This is a genomic window from Pseudomonas sp. LS-2, assembly GCF_003605735.1.
GTDB lineage: Bacteria > Pseudomonadota > Gammaproteobacteria > Pseudomonadales > Pseudomonadaceae > Aquipseudomonas.
On sequence record NZ_QXTJ01000039.1, the window covers coordinates 715,326 to 730,927 of the forward strand.

General features: G+C 58.9%; 14 protein-coding genes. 7 read left to right on the forward strand and 7 right to left on the reverse strand.

Features of this window, described 5'->3' with window-relative positions; translation table 11 throughout:
- From D3M70_RS32395 to D3M70_RS24550, 5 genes are all read left to right on the forward strand, one after another.
- Positions 1-1,205, forward strand: a 1,205-nt coding sequence (locus D3M70_RS32395; protein ID WP_218568447.1) for a DUF5924 family protein, incomplete at its 5' end; no start/stop codon positions are given.
- A gap of 10 nt (positions 1,206-1,215) precedes the next feature.
- Positions 1,216-2,385: an ABC transporter permease gene (locus D3M70_RS24535; protein WP_120128177.1), complete on the forward strand. Its 1,170-nt coding sequence runs from the start codon at positions 1,216-1,218 to the stop codon at positions 2,383-2,385.
- 11 nt (positions 2,386-2,396) lie between these two features.
- The gene (locus D3M70_RS24540) at positions 2,397-3,188 is read left to right on the forward strand and encodes an ABC transporter ATP-binding protein (protein WP_375233037.1); all 792 of its coding nucleotides are present in this window, start codon (positions 2,397-2,399) and stop codon (positions 3,186-3,188) included.
- On the forward strand, positions 3,188-4,126 hold the full coding sequence (locus D3M70_RS24545) for an MlaD family protein (protein ID WP_120128181.1): 939 nt from the start codon (positions 3,188-3,190) through the stop codon (positions 4,124-4,126). The genes D3M70_RS24540 and D3M70_RS24545 overlap by 1 nt, the downstream gene beginning before the upstream one ends.
- Positions 4,123-4,761 carry an ABC-type transport auxiliary lipoprotein family protein gene (locus D3M70_RS24550; RefSeq protein ID WP_120128182.1) on the forward strand — a complete coding sequence of 213 codons (639 nt, stop codon included), beginning with the start codon at positions 4,123-4,125 and terminating at the stop codon, positions 4,759-4,761. The genes D3M70_RS24545 and D3M70_RS24550 overlap by 4 nt, the downstream gene beginning before the upstream one ends.
- On the opposite strand, the gene D3M70_RS24555 is transcribed toward D3M70_RS24550, so the two are convergent.
- The 6 genes from D3M70_RS24555 to D3M70_RS24580 form a co-directional block, all read right to left on the reverse strand.
- Entirely contained in the window at positions 4,734-5,972 is a 1,239-nt protein-coding gene (locus tag D3M70_RS24555; protein ID WP_120128184.1) for a nucleoside recognition domain-containing protein, read from the reverse strand. The genes D3M70_RS24550 and D3M70_RS24555 overlap by 28 nt on opposite strands.
- Positions 5,973-6,150: 178 nt before the next feature.
- The gene (gltP, locus tag D3M70_RS24560) at positions 6,151-7,482 is read right to left on the reverse strand and encodes a glutamate/aspartate:proton symporter GltP (protein ID WP_120128185.1); all 1,332 of its coding nucleotides are present in this window, start codon (positions 7,480-7,482) and stop codon (positions 6,151-6,153) included.
- Positions 7,483-8,269: 787 nt separating this feature from the next.
- Positions 8,270-8,737: an inhibitor of vertebrate lysozyme family protein gene (locus tag D3M70_RS24565; RefSeq protein ID WP_120128186.1), complete on the reverse strand. Its 468-nt coding sequence runs from the start codon at positions 8,735-8,737 to the stop codon at positions 8,270-8,272.
- Between the two features lie 2 nt (positions 8,738-8,739).
- The gene (locus D3M70_RS24570) at positions 8,740-8,904 is read right to left on the reverse strand and encodes a DUF1328 domain-containing protein (RefSeq protein ID WP_002555679.1); all 165 of its coding nucleotides are present in this window, start codon (positions 8,902-8,904) and stop codon (positions 8,740-8,742) included.
- 88 nt (positions 8,905-8,992) lie between these two features.
- Positions 8,993-9,280, reverse strand: coding sequence for a hypothetical protein (locus tag D3M70_RS24575; protein ID WP_120128187.1), 288 nt, complete (start codon positions 9,278-9,280; stop codon positions 8,993-8,995).
- A 319-nt stretch (positions 9,281-9,599) separates the two neighbouring features.
- The gene (locus tag D3M70_RS24580) at positions 9,600-10,454 is read right to left on the reverse strand and encodes a BON domain-containing protein (protein ID WP_120128188.1); all 855 of its coding nucleotides are present in this window, start codon (positions 10,452-10,454) and stop codon (positions 9,600-9,602) included.
- A 263-nt stretch (positions 10,455-10,717) separates the two neighbouring features.
- Between D3M70_RS24580 and algB the strand changes: the two genes are divergently transcribed.
- Both algB and D3M70_RS24590 read left to right on the forward strand, forming a co-directional pair.
- On the forward strand, positions 10,718-12,064 hold the full coding sequence (gene algB / locus D3M70_RS24585) for a sigma-54-dependent response regulator transcription factor AlgB (protein WP_120128190.1): 1,347 nt from the start codon (positions 10,718-10,720) through the stop codon (positions 12,062-12,064).
- A 10-nt stretch (positions 12,065-12,074) separates the two neighbouring features.
- Positions 12,075-13,862, forward strand: coding sequence for a KinB sensor domain-containing domain (locus tag D3M70_RS24590; RefSeq protein WP_120128191.1), 1,788 nt, complete (start codon positions 12,075-12,077; stop codon positions 13,860-13,862).
- Positions 13,863-13,961: 99 nt separating this feature from the next.
- Here the strand turns inward: D3M70_RS24590 and D3M70_RS24595 are convergent, their stop codons facing one another.
- Positions 13,962-15,581: an EAL domain-containing protein gene (locus tag D3M70_RS24595; protein ID WP_120128192.1), complete on the reverse strand. Its 1,620-nt coding sequence runs from the start codon at positions 15,579-15,581 to the stop codon at positions 13,962-13,964.
- Between the last annotated feature and the right edge of the window lie 21 nt (positions 15,582-15,602).

The window sequence follows — 15,602 nt, forward strand, 5'->3', positions numbered from 1 at the left end:
TTTTCCCTACTGCCATAGTGATCACCGACATGCCGGACTTAAACGCCATCATGCAGAACTCCCTGGTACAGCGCGTACTGGAGTTCATCAAGCGCTATCCCGGCCTTATTGCGTTCTTCGGTTTCTGCTCGGGCATCGGCAGCTTCATTCTGGTGGATCGACAGGCAAAGCTCGCAACCTGGATCGCGGTGATCATGCTGGTCAGTTGGGTCTGGTTAATGGTGGAAAACAACGCCGTAGCGCTGATTGCCAAACTGTTCAAACGCGAAATTCCTCAGCCGTTGCTGCGCTACGCCACGCAGATGATCCACCAGGAAAGTCTGTTCTTCGTCCTGCCGTTCTTCTTCATCACCACGACGTGGAACAGTGGACAGCTCGTATTCACAGGCATACTGGCTGGCGCCGGACTGATTTCCATCACCGACCCGCTGTACTACAAGTGGCTCGCGCCGCGCCGGTGGCTGTTCATGGCGTTGCACACGCTGACGTTATTCGCCGCCTTGCTGACTGCACTGCCGATCATTCTTCATCTGACTACCGCCGAGAGCTACAAACTTTCGCTGATCACCGCAATGCTGCTGTCGTTTCCGAGTCTGGCATCAGGCTTTCCCATCAATAGCTGGAAACGCGGATTGGGCCTCATTGCCATGACCCTTGCCATTGGCGCGGCTGGCTGGATGCTGCGCTCCTGGGTGCCGCCCGCGACGCTATGGCTGACCGAGGTGGCGGTCAGCACTCAGTTCGATAACCAGAACCGCACGCCAGGCGAAAGCATTGAACAGATCGGTGTGAACCAACTACGCAGTGCCGGGCTGTATGCCTACACCTCGATCAACGCACCTCGGGGTCTGGATGAGCGGATTTATCACGTTTGGCGCCACAATGGCGAAGAAGTTGATCGAATTGCTCTAGACATCCATGGCGGACGTAAGGAAGGCTATCGCGCGTGGACACACAAGCAGAATTTTCCGCCGGACGTACTCGGCAAATGGCAGGTCAGGGTGCTGACAGAGGATGGCCAGATGATCGGTGTTTTGCGCTTCGAAGTCACGGATACTGACCAGCCTGCGGTCACCCGCAAAAGGATCACCCCTGCCGGTCTGAAGCCCGGGGCAGACGCGTCGGGCACCCGTGACACCGGCTCGAAAAAGCCCGAGGACAATCCGCCAGCAGCGAGCCCAACCGCCCCGACCAAAAACAACTAAGCTCGTCGCCATGACCCCATCGATCACCCTTGCACACAAACCACCGGCGGTTAGCGGCAGCGTCACCCTGGACACCTCGACCGACCCCGCTCAACTGCGGATTTCCGGGGACTGGACGCTTGCCCATTACCACGAACTCAAACGCCAGACCGACTCGCTGAGTGCCGGTTTCGGTGCTGCCACGCACGTCGACATGAACGAGTTAGGCGCACTGGATACCGCAGGAGCATCGCTGCTCGTCGAGCTGTTGGGGGTTCAACGCCTGCGTTTGCTGGCGGTTCAGGCGCCCAATCTGCCCGAATCCAGCCGCGCTCTGATGCAGACGATTCAGAGTGCGCTTTGCGACTACTGCCAGCCAGTCAAGGATCCGGAAGTCGCGGTCGGCACCCAATTGCTCGCACGTATCGGCTCGGCAGTTGAAGTGATCTGGCGGGACACCTTGCAGTTGCTGGGTTTTATCGGCCTGATCCTGCAAACCTTCGTCACCACCCTGTTCCGACCCAAGCGCTGGCGCACGACGTCCGTCATTGCCCATATCGAGCAGATCGGCCTGGACGCCGCGCCCATCGTTGCCCTCCTGACCTTCATGGTCGGCGCGGTGGTGGCGTTTCTGGGGGCCACGGTGCTCAAGGCCTTCGGCGCGACGATCTTCACGGTTGACCTGATCGGGTTTTCTTTCTTGCGCGAATTCGCCGTGCTGTTGACCGCGATTCTTCTGGCCGGCCGTACCGCCAGTGCCTTCACGGCACAGATCGGTTCGATGAAGGCCAACGAAGAGCTCGATGCGCTTCAGACCCTGGGGCTTAGCCCTACAGAGCTTCTGGTGCTGCCTCGCGTCCTCGCATTGCTCATCTCACTGCCAATGCTGACGTTTCTGGCGATGATATGCGGCATCGTTGGCGGTGGGATGGTGTGCGCGTTGTCATTGGGTATCTCACCCGCGATGTTCCTCTCGCTGATGCAGGCCGACATCGGCGTTCAGCATTTTCTGGTGGGGATCGTCAAAGCGCCGATCTTTGCCTTCTTCATTGCCGCAATCGGCTGCCTGGAAGGTTTCAAAGTCGAGGGCAGCGCTGAATCGGTGGGGGCTCACACGACATCGAGCGTGGTGCAGTCGATTTTCGTCGTCATCGTGCTGGACGCGGTGGCGGCGATGTTTTTCATGGAGATGGGCTGGTGACCCGACGTTGCGTGCAACCCAGTGAAGCCGTGATTCAGGTGCGCGGCCTGTGCAATCGGTTCGGACCACAGGTGGTCCACGAAAACCTCGATCTGGATTTGTATCGCGGGGAAGTTCTCGGGGTCGTCGGGGGCTCGGGCAGCGGTAAATCGGTGTTGCTGCGCAGCATCGTCGGCTTGCAGCGACCCGCTGAAGGTAACGTCCGGGTGTTGGGCCAGGATCTGCTGAATCTGTCAGACAAGGCCCGCTCTCAGGTTGAGCGACGTTTTGGAGTGCTGTTTCAGAAAGGCGCCTTGTTCTCGTCGCTGACCATCACAGAGAACGTCGCTTTGCCGCTGATCGAACACGCCGGACTGAGTCGCGAAGAAGCCGAGCACCTGGCGGGGATCAAGATGGCGCTCGCCGGCCTGCCGTTGTCGGCCGCGCACAAATACCCCGCGTCACTTTCCGGAGGCATGATCAAACGCGCCGCACTGGCCCGGGCGTTGGCGCTGGACCCGGACATCCTGTTTCTCGATGAGCCCACAGCCGGGCTTGATCCCATCGGGGCTGGTGCATTCGACCAATTGATCCTGACCCTGCGCGATGCGCTGGGCCTGAGTGTGTTCATGGTGACTCACGATCTGGACACGCTGTACACCATTACCGACCGCGTTGCGGTGCTCTCTCAGAAACGCGTGTTGGTGGCCGATAGCATCGACAAGGTCTCGGCCTACAAGGACGATTGGATTCACGAATACTTTCATGGCCCGCGCGGCCGCTCGGCCTATGCAGCGGCCACCCACCCACAAGAGGTCTCATGATGGAAACCCGCGCCCATCACGTTTTGATCGGCCTGTTCACGGTAATCGTGGTCGCGGCAGCGCTGCTGTTCGGCCTGTGGCTGGCCAAATCCAGCGTCGACACCGCGTTCAAGGATTATCAGGTCGTGTTCAATGAGGCTGTCACCGGTCTGTCGCGGGGAAGCCCGGTTCAGTACAACGGCATCAAGGTCGGCGACGTGGCTCAACTGCGTCTGGACCCGAAGGACCCCCGCCGCGTGCTGGCTCAGATTCGCGTCGCCGGGGATACCCCGATCAAACGCGACACCTTCGCCAAGCTCGCGCTCGCCGGCATCACCGGCACATCGATCATTCAACTCAGCGGCGGCACGCCCCAGAGCGAAGAACTCAAGGGCGAGGATGGAAATCTGCCGGTGATCATCGCGTCGCCGTCACCCATCTCGCGACTGCTCAATGACAGCAACGATCTGCTGACCGGCATCAACGTCTTGCTGCACAACGCCAACGAACTCCTGTCATCCAGAAACGTTCAGGCGATGAGCAACACCCTGGAGCATCTGGAACAGGCCACTGCGGTGATCGCCGACGAGCGCGAGGACATCCGCCAGACCCTCAAGCAATTGCTGGCGTTGAGCAAGCAGGCCAGCACCACGCTGGACCAGACCTCTACCGCGATGCGTAACGCCAATGTGTTGTTCACAGTGGACGGAAAGCAGGCAATTGCAACGGGTCAGGCTGCCATGGTTTCGCTGCAACAGAGCACGGACACGATCAATCAGTTGATCAAAGCCAACAAGAACTCGGTCGACGGCGGATTGCAGGGTTTGGGTGAACTGGGCCCGGCTATCCGTGAACTTCGTGAAACCCTCACTTCGCTCAAAACCATCTCTCGCAGTCTGAACGCCAACCCCAGCGGCTACCTGCTCGGTAGCGACAAGAACAAGGAGTTCGAGCCATGAGGCTTGCCAGTCACCCATTTACCCGACTGTTGATGGTGAGCGCATTGCTGGCACTGGGCGCCTGTTCCATTCTTCCCGAGCAGGAGCCGTCGGATGTCTATCGCCTGCCGACCGCAGCAACCATCAGCAAGGCAGCGACGCCCGCGCCCTGGTCGTTGCGCGTAGCGAAGCCAAAATCGAGTGAAACCCTCGACAGCCCGCGCATTGCAGTCATTCCACAAGGCGACGTGATCAGCAGCTATAAGGGCGCGCGCTGGAGCGATCCGGCGCCGGTGTTGCTGCGTAACCGCCTGACCGATGCCTTCTATCGGGACGGACGCGTGCAATCGATCAGCACCGATGACAGCAATCTGCAGGCGGATTTCGAGCTGGGCGGGGAGTTGCAGGCGTTCCAGAGCGAGTATCGCGGCCAGGCTATCGAAGTGGTGATCCGTCTGGATGCGCGTCTGGCCGATGATCGCCAACGCATCGTCGCCAGTCGACGCTTCGAAGTGCATCAGCCAGTCGCTGACAAGCAAGTCTCAGCCGTTGTGGCCGGCTTTGGGCAAGCCAGCGATACGCTGACCGCCCAAGTGCTGCAATGGACCGTGGATCAGGGTCAGCGGCGTTATACCGCTGAGCCGAAGAACCAGTAACAGACGAAGATCGCGGCGATCACGCCGGCCAGCTCAGCCAGCAGTGCGCAGCCCACGGCGTGGCGCGCTCGCTGAATGCCGACGGCGCCGAAGTACACCGCCAGCACATAAAAAGTGGTTTCGGTGCTGCCCTGAATGGTCGCGGCTATGAGCGCTGGAAAGCTGTCGACGCCTTGGCTTTTCATGGTCTCGATCAGCATCGCCCGCGCTGCGCTCCCAGAAAACGGCTTGACCAGGGCAGTGGGCAAGGCATCGACGAAGCGGGTGTCCAGGCCCATCCACTGGATGACGTGGCGGATGCCTTCCAGCGCGAAGTCCAACGCACCCGAGGCCCGAAGCACCCCCACCGCGCACAGCATCGCCACCAGATACGGCAACAGGCTCTTGGCAACATCGAAGCCTTCTTTGGCCCCCTCCACGAACGTTTCGTAGACCTTGACCTTGCGCAGCGCGCCGACCACCAGAAACACCATGATGATGCCGAACAGGGTCAGGTTGCCAAGCACTGACGACAGGCTTGCCAGCGCGGTAGCCGACAATCCGGCAAGAACCGCCATGAAGCCGCCCAGCAGCAATGCACCTGGAATCAGATAGGCCAACACTACCGGGTCCCACAATCGCAGGCGCTGCATGACCGCTACCGACAGCAGGCCGACCAGCGTCGAGGCGCTGGTCGCCAGCAGAATCGGGAGGAAGACCAGCGTTGGATCGACCGCCCCCTGCTGTGCGCGATAGACGAAGATGGTCACCGGCAGCAGAGTCAGCGACGAGGCGTTGAGCACCAGAAACAGAATCTGCGCGTTACTCGCCACCGTCTGACTAGGGTTGAGCTCCTGCAACGCGCGCATGGCCTTGAGGCCAATGGGGGTGGCGGCGTTATCCAGCCCCAGGGCGTTGGCCGCGAAATTCAGCGTGATCAGGCCCAGTGCCGGATGGCCGGGTGGGACTTCCGGCATCAGGCGACGGAACAGCGGACCCAGTACTTTCGCCAGCCAGTCGACGATACCGGCTTTCTGCGCGATGTTGAGGAAGCCCAGCCACAGAGTCAGCGTGCCGAACAGCACGACCATGACCTCCACGGAGAGCTTGGCCATGGCAAAGATGCTTTCCACCATCGCGGCAAAGATCCCGGAGTTACCGCCAATCAGCCATTGAGCCAGTGCGGAAACTGCCGCAACCGCAAAAAAACCAAGCCATAGGCCGTTAAGCATCAGTCATTCCCCTCGCAAGATGCGGGGATGATAGCGGCGAGGGGCAAAACAACAAACCCCACGCAACACTTCCCGTCTCGTAGCTGTCCGGCTTGCTGGCGCAGGGGTACAGGTCACTCATTCGCCATAAACAACAAACCCCGCACTGGGCAGGGTTTGTGTTCAAGCTATCCGGCCATCAATCCACCGACGACTGACCTGGTGGCAGCGATTCCTTGCTGCGCCAGTGGGGCAGGGAGTTCCAGTAGCGCTCACCCTTGGCGTCGTCGTACATGCCTTCCCAGCGCGCGATGACCAGAACGGCCAGCGCATTGCCGATCACGTTCAGCGCGGTACGGGCCATGTCCATGATCCGGTCGACACCGGCGATGAACGCCAGGCCCTCCAGCGGAATGCCAACGCTGCCCAGTGTCGCCAGCAATACGACGAACGATACGCCCGGTACGCCTGCGATGCCCTTGGAGGTGACCATCAGCGTCAGGACCAGCATGACCTGCTGACCAATTGACAGGTCGATGCCGTAAAGCTGGGCGATGAACAGTGCCGCGATGCTCTGGTAGAGAGTCGAGCCGTCGAGGTTGAACGAGTAACCGGTCGGCACCACGAAGCTGCTGATTGCCTTCGGCGCGCCATAGGCTTCCATTTTCTCGATGACACGCGGCAGCACGGTTTCGGAACTGGCGGTGGAATAGGCCAGCACCAGCTCATCCTTGAAGATGCGCATCAGCTTCATCACCGAGAAGCCAAACAGGCGGGCGATCAGACCCAGCACCACAAAGGCGAAGAAGGCGATGGCGACGTAAACCAGAATCACCAGCTTGGCCAGCGGCAGCAATGAGGCAAACCCGAAGTTGGCGACGGTCACGGCGATGAGTGCGAAAACCCCGATCGGTGCATAGTTCATGATCATGTGAGTGACCTTGAACATGGTCTCCGAGACACCCTGGAAAACCTTGACCAGCGGCTCACGCACTTCGGCGTTGAGGCTGGACAGCCCCAGACCGAAGAACACCGAGAAGAAGATGATCGGCAGCATGTCGCCACGGGAGATCGCGGCAAAGATGTTCGACGGAATCAGGTTCAGGATTGTCGCGATGAACGCGTGATCATGCTGCACTTCGGCCGTGGTCTTCTCGTACTGCGAGATGTCCACGGTGCCCAGCGTGCTCATGTCGATGCCGGTGCCTGGATGGAAAACGTTAGCCAGCAAAAGACCGACGACGATAGCGATGGTGGTCACGACTTCGAAGTACAGGATGGTCTTCAGGCCGATGCGACCCAGCTTTTTCGCGTCGCCTACGCCCGCGATGCCGACAATCAGCGACGAGATCACGATAGGGATGACGATCATCTTGATCAGGCGGATAAAGATGTCACCCGCTGGCTGCAGAATATTGCTGATCCACCAGGCTTTCTCGGCGCTGAAGTGGTTAAGCACTGCGCCAAGCGCGATCCCGAGTACCAGACCGATGAGGATCTGCCAGGCGAGGCTCAGTTTTGCCTTCTTCATGTCATTAACCTTGTTGTCGTTGGCGTGGACATTTCTCACCGACGCATTCGAGGTCGCTCTAAATAAAGCAGTGTCGAAGCGTGGATGCCCTTGGATCTGTCCAGAAGGTCACTGCAAATGAGCATCCAAGCTCTCGGCAGGCGGAAAAAGGGCGCAACTATTCCTATCCAGGCCATTAACGTCTAATGCCGTAAATGACTACCCCATGCCGAATCGGCATGAAGAAAATCAATAGGTTAGGAGACAACGCCCCAAAAGAAGGCATGAATTGGATGTGGATTTATGCTGAGATGTGGCTAAAACGTCGCCTGCAGAGAGATGTGGGTAACGAGGAGGGGGGCACATGACTAAATGGTCACCGCCGACTGAGATGCCTTTGAGTAGCCTATTTTCTCGATATACGGTCAACGAACTCGCAGACCTGTAGACGCACGGCCTGCCCGCGTGACATTTTTTAAACACGCGCGTGCCGGCAAGCCAGACCGCTAGAGGGATGGTGCAGGGCTACGACCCTGAAAATCGACACAAAGAAGTGACCAGAGAAACTGCGAGATTTGCGCGTCACAAGCCCATATTCGGGTCGCGGCTTGCTTGAAAGCGGACCTGAAGATGGGCTTGCGTTGCGGCTTCCTGACCCGGCCCACGAATGGGAGTACTCCCTGTACACCTGGGCCGCTTCAACCATTCCATTGGTCAGAACGTCCCGGCCCCTTGGTCACGCGCATACCCTCCTCGGGCTGCGCGGCTTACGGGAAGACCCGACTCACTCGGTCTTCCGTCATTTGAATCAGTACCAGTTAGGATCCTTCTTCAGCTGTTCCTTCAGAAGGCCTTGCATCCCTTCATCGGGCTTGCCGAGGAAACGGTAGTCAGCGTGGCGAGTCGGCGATTTGTCAGCCGGCAGGCCAGCGGGCACCTCTACCAACATGGCGTAGGCATGTTCCTTATCCAGGCTGAACGCGACGATGAGCCGTTTGTTGATGCACGTGTCCTGGGTTTCACAGAGAGGCCCTACCAGGTATTTGTCACCATCCTCGGTCACCGCGTTCATCTGTTCCGAAGCACCGGACAGATTGATCACCCAATCGGGTAAACGCTCTTCTTTCTTTACGACACTTGACCAGGTCTCGCGATATTCAGGGTCAGAGCCCAAAAGCTCGCTGACCCTCGCCTGACCGTCGTTTGCCGCCATTGCCATGGCGCTGGCGCTCGTCAAGAGCGCCAGCGTCACTGCATGGAAAGGCTTGCGGACCATCGTTAACCCCGTCCGCGACGACCAAAGAAGAAGGACACGACGAACATCACCAGAAACACGACGAAGAGGATCTTGGCGATACCCGTGGCAGTGCCTGCGATACCACCGAAGCCTAGTACTGCTGCGACGATGGCGATGATCAGAAATGTGATAGCCCAGCTCAACATGGTGATTCTCCTTACTGTTTTTAATTTCTAACTACACCGAGATGTCGGTTTCGACCCTCGACGTAGATCGTGTCTCTGATTTCGAAGATCAGAAGACCCAACTCTCCTGACGCGGCGCTTGTTCAACGGCAGCAGCTGCTTCGTCAACCGGTTGCAGACTCAGAGCAACATCCGTGGCCTTCAGAGCACTCGCCTCCGCGAAGGGGGCGCTGTGATGGTAAGAGCGCTGAATCTGCTGGGTGATTTCGTGAGTTTGATTCCAGTGTGCGAACTGCTGAACGACGATCAGCGTGATCATCAACGCCAGACTGGCGAACAAACCTTGCTGCATGTGCAGTGGGGAGATACGCAGTGCGGCGAGAGATCGAGTATTCATTTAGCTGGCTCCAGGCAATCTTGTCGGTCGACGGTTCAGACCTTTCTTACCTGAGATATTGCAGCCCCTGTGCCAGCTTTTTAAAAGCGATAAATATCTTAAATATCAGTAGGTTATGAAAGTTTGAGAGAGGTTTCCTACGAGCAAGCTGCACGATTGAACATTTGGCATCGTGCGTATTGCACGAAGAAGCAGGTTGAATGTGCAGGGCGGCCTGCGGTGACTAGAAAATGGTGAAGGAGTGCGCTTGCCTGGGATTGCCATATGCCGTGTATAAAGTTGAGACATGGTTTAACGGGCAAGCGCGCTCCTACAGGGCTTACCCCGCGCTACGGGTCATGACGCGCAACGTATCGGCATCCACACCTTTGACTCCACGGATATTTCGCGCAATCTCGACCGCCAGTTCCTTCTCGGCATAGTTGGCGACAACACCATCCAGATTCACGACCCCGCTCTTGGTTTCGACTTTTATATTCAGGCCATCGAGATTGCGGCTATAGATAAGGCTCGATTTGACCTTGCTGGTGATCCACGCATCGCTGAACTCTTCATGCACGCTGTTCGCAGCAGCGGCGTTCTGCTCTTTGATAGCCTGGGTATCGCGGGCGCTGAGGCTGATCAGATTGTTCACCTCCGTGACACCGTCGGTGTTGCTGGCGAGACTGCCCGCCAGTTGCTTGGCTTCAGCGTCTTTGGCCTGACCTTTGAGCGTCACCACGCCTTTCGCAGCACTGACGTCGATGTTCAGTCCCTCGGTGACGCTGTTCCATAGCAGTTTTGATTTGATGGTGGCGGTCAGCGTCGCGTCGTCGAACCGCTGAGCCATGTTGGCCTTAGTCCCCGGCTCGGCCGCAACCTGCGGATCGATTTCCAGATGGTTATCAACCTTATTGATGCCCTGAGTGTCACCCGCAATCTGGGTGGCGAGGTCCTTGTCGACCTGGTTTTCGACCTTGCCGGTCAGAACGGCGGTTCCCTGTTCGACTTTCACGCCGATATTGAATGGGCTCAGATGGCGATTTAATGCAAATGCCGTCCAGATCGAACCTTCCTGGCGCGCTTGGGACAGTTGAGTCTGCAAATCGCTCTGAGCCGCCTGAGCGCCGACGGGGGTCATCCCGATCAGGCCAGCGGCGGCCGTAGCCAGAGCGATTTTCTTGAGCGGGTGCATGGCAAATCTCCAGACATTTCAAAAAGGGCTACTGGAGAGACTTTTCATTTGACCGGACGTTCTGTTGCCCTGCGCATCCAGAAAACAGCACCCAATTGACGTGCTGCACAGATTTTCGGTGCCGTACGCGGCAGATCAATGATTTATCTGATTTTTTGGCAGATAACTTCCATGCTTGGCATCGAATCAATCAGAATGAACCATGCAACTTGCCCGATTTTTCCGGGACTAACCAAGATCATTCATTTAGGAGCGTAGGAAAAATGGAAGCAGCCGCTGAGAATCAGGGCCGTATTCTGCTTGTGGATGACGAATCCGCCATCCTTCGCACCTTCCGCTATTGTCTGGAAGATGAGGGCTACAGCGTCGCCACTGCCAACAGTGCGACGCAGGCCGAAGCGCTGCTCCAACGTCAGGTGTTCGACGTGTGTTTCCTGGATCTGCGTCTTGGGGAGGACAATGGCCTGGACGTGTTGGCGCAGATGCGCATTCAAGCGCCCTGGATGCGGGTCGTGATCGTCACCGCACATTCCGCTGTGGACACCGCAGTGGATGCGATTCAGGCAGGCGCCGCTGATTATCTGGTCAAACCCTGCAGCCCGGACCAACTGCGTCTGGCGACAGCCAAGCAACTGGAAGTCCGCCAGCTCTCGGCTCGCCTTGAAGCGCTGGAAGGCGAAGTGCGTAAACCCAAGGACGGTCTGGATTCCCACAGCCCCTCAATGATGGCGATTCTGGAGACGGCCCGTCAGGTGGCCAATACCGACGCCAACATTCTGATTCTCGGCGAATCGGGGACCGGTAAAGGCGAGCTGGCCCGTGCCATCCACGGCTGGAGCAAGCGCAACAAGAAAGCCTGCGTGACGATCAACTGCCCATCGCTGACCGCTGAACTGATGGAAAGCGAGCTGTTCGGTCATAGTCGCGGCGCGTTCACCGGCGCCAGCGAAAGCACACTGGGCCGGGTCAATCAGGCCGACGGCGGTACGTTGTTCCTTGATGAAATCGGTGATTTCCCACTGACACTGCAGCCCAAGCTGCTGCGCTTCATTCAGGATAAGGAATACGAGCGCGTCGGTGACCCCGTGACACGTCGGGCCGATGTGCGCATCCTCGCTGCGACCAACCTGAATCTGGAAGACATGGTCCGCGACGGCCGCTTCCGTGAAGATCTGCTGTATCGCCTCAACGTGATTACGCTGCACCTGCCGCCATTGCGCGAGCGTGGCGAGGACATTCTGACGCTGGCCGATCGGTTCCTGGCGCGTTTCGTCAAGGAGTACGGCCGTCCGGCGCGAGGTTTCAGCGAAGACGCCCGCAGTGCGCTGCTCAACTACCGCTGGCCTGGCAACATCCGTGAGCTGCGCAACGTGATCGAACGGGCGAGCATCATCTGCCCGCAGGAAAAGGTCGAGATCAGCCACCTCGGAATGGCCGAACAACCGACCAATAACGCGCCACGGGTAGGCGCGGCATTGAGCCTGGACGAACTGGAAAAAGCCCACATCGGCGCGGTGCTCGCCACCAGCGACACGCTCGATCAGGCCGCCCGCACGCTGGGCATCGACGCTTCGACGCTGTATCGCAAGCGCAAGCAGTACAACCTGTGACAGGTCGCCCATGAAGTTAGCGATGAAACTGCGCACCCGACTGTTCCTCAGCATTTCAGCGCTGATGACGGTCGCCCTGCTGGGACTCTTGCTGGGGCTGGTCAGCGTCATGCAGATGGCCAAGTCCCAGGAGTCGTTGATTCGCCACAACTTCATCACTCTGGATATCGGCCTCAAGCTGAGGCAGAACCTGGGCGATCAACTGGTCATGTTGCTGAAGGAAACCCCGGACCGCGCGGCCTTGGAGCAGAATCAGCAGCAGTTTCAGGATCTACTTGAGCAGGGCATCGACCACGACCAGCAAACCCATGCGCAAAGCGGCTTCGAGAAGGCGCGCCTGGACTATCAGCAATTCTTGAGCGCCTTGCAGCGATCCAGCGACCCGACCAATGCGCTGAGCGACGACAAGTCCGTCACCAATGCCTTCAACACGCTGCGCAACGGGTTGCTCGATGCTCATCGTCAGGCGTTGGAAAACATCAGTCAGGCGGAAAGCGCATCGCGCACACGGGCGTTGTGGGTGGCCGCACTTCTGGGCTTGGTGGGTCTGGCCGTGCTGGCGATCGGATTCGTCACTGCACACGGCATCGCCCGCCGCTTCGGTGCACCGATCGAGGCGCTGGCGAAGGCCGCAGACAACATCGGGCAGGGCAACTTCGAGGTCACGTTGCCCATTTCTTCGGCGGCCGAGATGAATCAACTCACTCGACGCTTCGGCATCATGGCCGAGGCGTTGCGTCAGCATCAGGTGACCAACGTCGATGAGCTGCTGGCCGGACAGCAACGGTTGCAGGCCGTGCTCGACAGCATCGATGACGGTTTGCTGATGATTGATCGACAAGGTCAGCTGGAACACCTCAACCCTGTTGCCCAGCGACAATTGGGTTGGGAAGAAAGCAAGCTGGGCCAGGGTCTGGGTGAAGCCTTGCAGCGCCCGGAGCTGGATGAGCAGCTTTACCTGGTTCTGCGTGGCGGGACGCTCGAGCGTGCGCCGGAGGACCTGTCCATCGAGATAGACGGCGAAACCCGTCTGCTGACTTACAGCCTGACCCCCGTCAGCCATACCAAAGGCCACATCCTCGGCGCGGTGATGGTGCTTCACGATGTTACCGAACAGCGCGCCTTCGAACGGGTACGCAGCGAATTCGTCCTGCGGGCCTCTCACGAACTGCGCACCCCGGTCACGGGCATGCACATGGCGTTCGGGTTGCTGCAGGAGCGCGTGCACTTCCCGCCGGAATCACGGGAGACGGACCTGCTCAAGACCGTCAACGAAGAGATGCAGCGATTGATGCAGTTGATCAACGACCTGCTGAATTTCTCTCGTTACCAGAACGGTCTGCAAAAACTGACGCTCGCCCCCTGCGATGTCGGCGATCTGCTGAACGAGACTCGGCAACGCTTCGCCGAATCTGCGCAGGAACAGGACGTACTGGTGTTGCTGGATTTGCAGGAACCGTTGCCACGCCTCCAGGCCGATAAGGCGCAGCTTGAACGGGTGCTGGATAACCTGCTGGACAATGCGCTGCGCCATACTCCGCAATCCGGACTGATTCGGCTGCAAGCCCGTCGACACGGTGAACGCCTTATCATCAGTGTCGAAGACAATGGCGAAGGGATTGCCTACGGCCAACAGGCCCGGATCTTTGAACCCTTCGTCCAGGTCGGCCGTAAAAAGGGAGGGGCTGGCCTGGGTCTGGCGCTGTGCAAGGAAATCGTGCAACTGCACGGCGGACGCATGGGGGTCTACTCAAGACCGGGGCAGGGGACGCAGTTCTACATGGCGTTGCCGCTCTAACCGCTTTCCGTATTGAAGTGGGACAGATGCTCGGTGATTCCGCTTCCTACAGCCGTCGGCCAGCAGCCAGCAGCCAGCAACAAAACCGCATAGCGATCTTCAAGCCACGTCATCGGCCCGCCGCCCGGCACTGCGACGTCCGCCAGTCACCAGCTCAGTGAACTTGTTTGCGCTCAGCGGCCGGGCGAACAACCAGCCTTGCCCGTAGATCACGCCTTCGCTCTTGAGCAGCAGCGCCTGGGACTCGAACTCGATACCTTCGGCGATGACCCGCAACTGCAGCGCATGGGCCATTCGGATGATGTGTGGCGCCACCCCGCTGCTAGCCGCATCATGGCCGAGTGCATCAATGAACGCCTTGTCAATCTTCAGGCAATCGACTGGTAGGGTCTGCAGATAGGCAAGGCTGCAATACCCCGTGCCAAAGTCGTCGATCAATACCTGATGGCCACGGTCACGCAGGGCCTGGAGGTGATTGCGCGCGACGACCACGTCCACCAATCCGCGCTCCGTCACTTCAAACGCGATCTGGCGAGGCGCCACGCGGTGCAACGCGAGCAGTTTCGCGGTGACCCGGCCGATGCGCGGAGCCATCACGTCACACGCGGCCAGATTGACGGACACGTACAGGTGCGGATTGGCGCGCAAGAGATGCCCTAGCTGCTCAAGTAACTGCTGCAGGACGAAATCGGTGATCTGACGAATCTGTCCGGTGTTTTCCGCCAAGGGGATAAACAGGTCAGGACTGGTCAGCGTGCCGTCAGGTCGTCGCCAGCGCACCAAGGCCTCAGCACCCACACACAGACGGGTATTGAGGTCGAAAATGGGCTGATACAGAACCTTCAGCTCGCCACGACGCAACGCACCGTGCAGCTCGCCTCCGAGCGATTGACGCTGCCGGACCAGTTGCAGCACCAGAATCCCGATGCACAGCGACACCAGGACACTGGCTGGCACCAGCAGCCACCAAGCCCCGGTGATTTTCTGCTGCAAGCCATTACGCGGAGTAATCAACACCAACTGGTATTCAGGGCTTTGCGTCGGCATTCGATAAATGAGCTTGTCTTGGGTGGTGATTAGCGTCTCGACAGTAGTAAGCGTCCAATCGGGCGTCGGCGGCCACGTTTGCGTTGGGCCGAGCACCGGAACCGCTTTGGTTCCTTGATCCAGCACCACCACCAGACTTGCGCCGGCTGGCAGGTCCACCACGTCGGTCAAGTGCCCGCGGGACGTCGAGACCCGGAACTCGCCACGGCCGAGCATCAAGGAAGCGAGGTTGTCATCAGGCTGCGTAGACGTGTTGAGCCAGTAATCGTAAGTAGGTCCACGGATGTCCGGCGCACGGGGCTTGCCGATCATGCTCTGGCGGGTCCAGCTGGAGCAGAATTGGGTACCGTCCGAATAGGCGACTTCGTAAATGAAGCGAAAGCGCGAGTTGACCTGCCGTAACTGCTCGACCATTGCCGGACTGCACCCCCGCAACGGCTGGGCTTCCAACAGGTCGAGGCCGGCGCGCAGCTGACCGAATAACTGCTCCAGACGCACCAGGAAACGCTCGCCCTGAGCATTCATCTGAGCACTTTCTTCTTGCTTGGCCTGATGCATGGCCAGGCCGAAACTGCCCGCCAACAGCACGGCAGCGCTCAACAACGCTGCCAGCAGTGCCAGGAGAGAAGGGCGATAAAGAATTGAGCGCAGCTGCGGTGACGCCGTGAACATCGGCCGATATCCAGATGAATA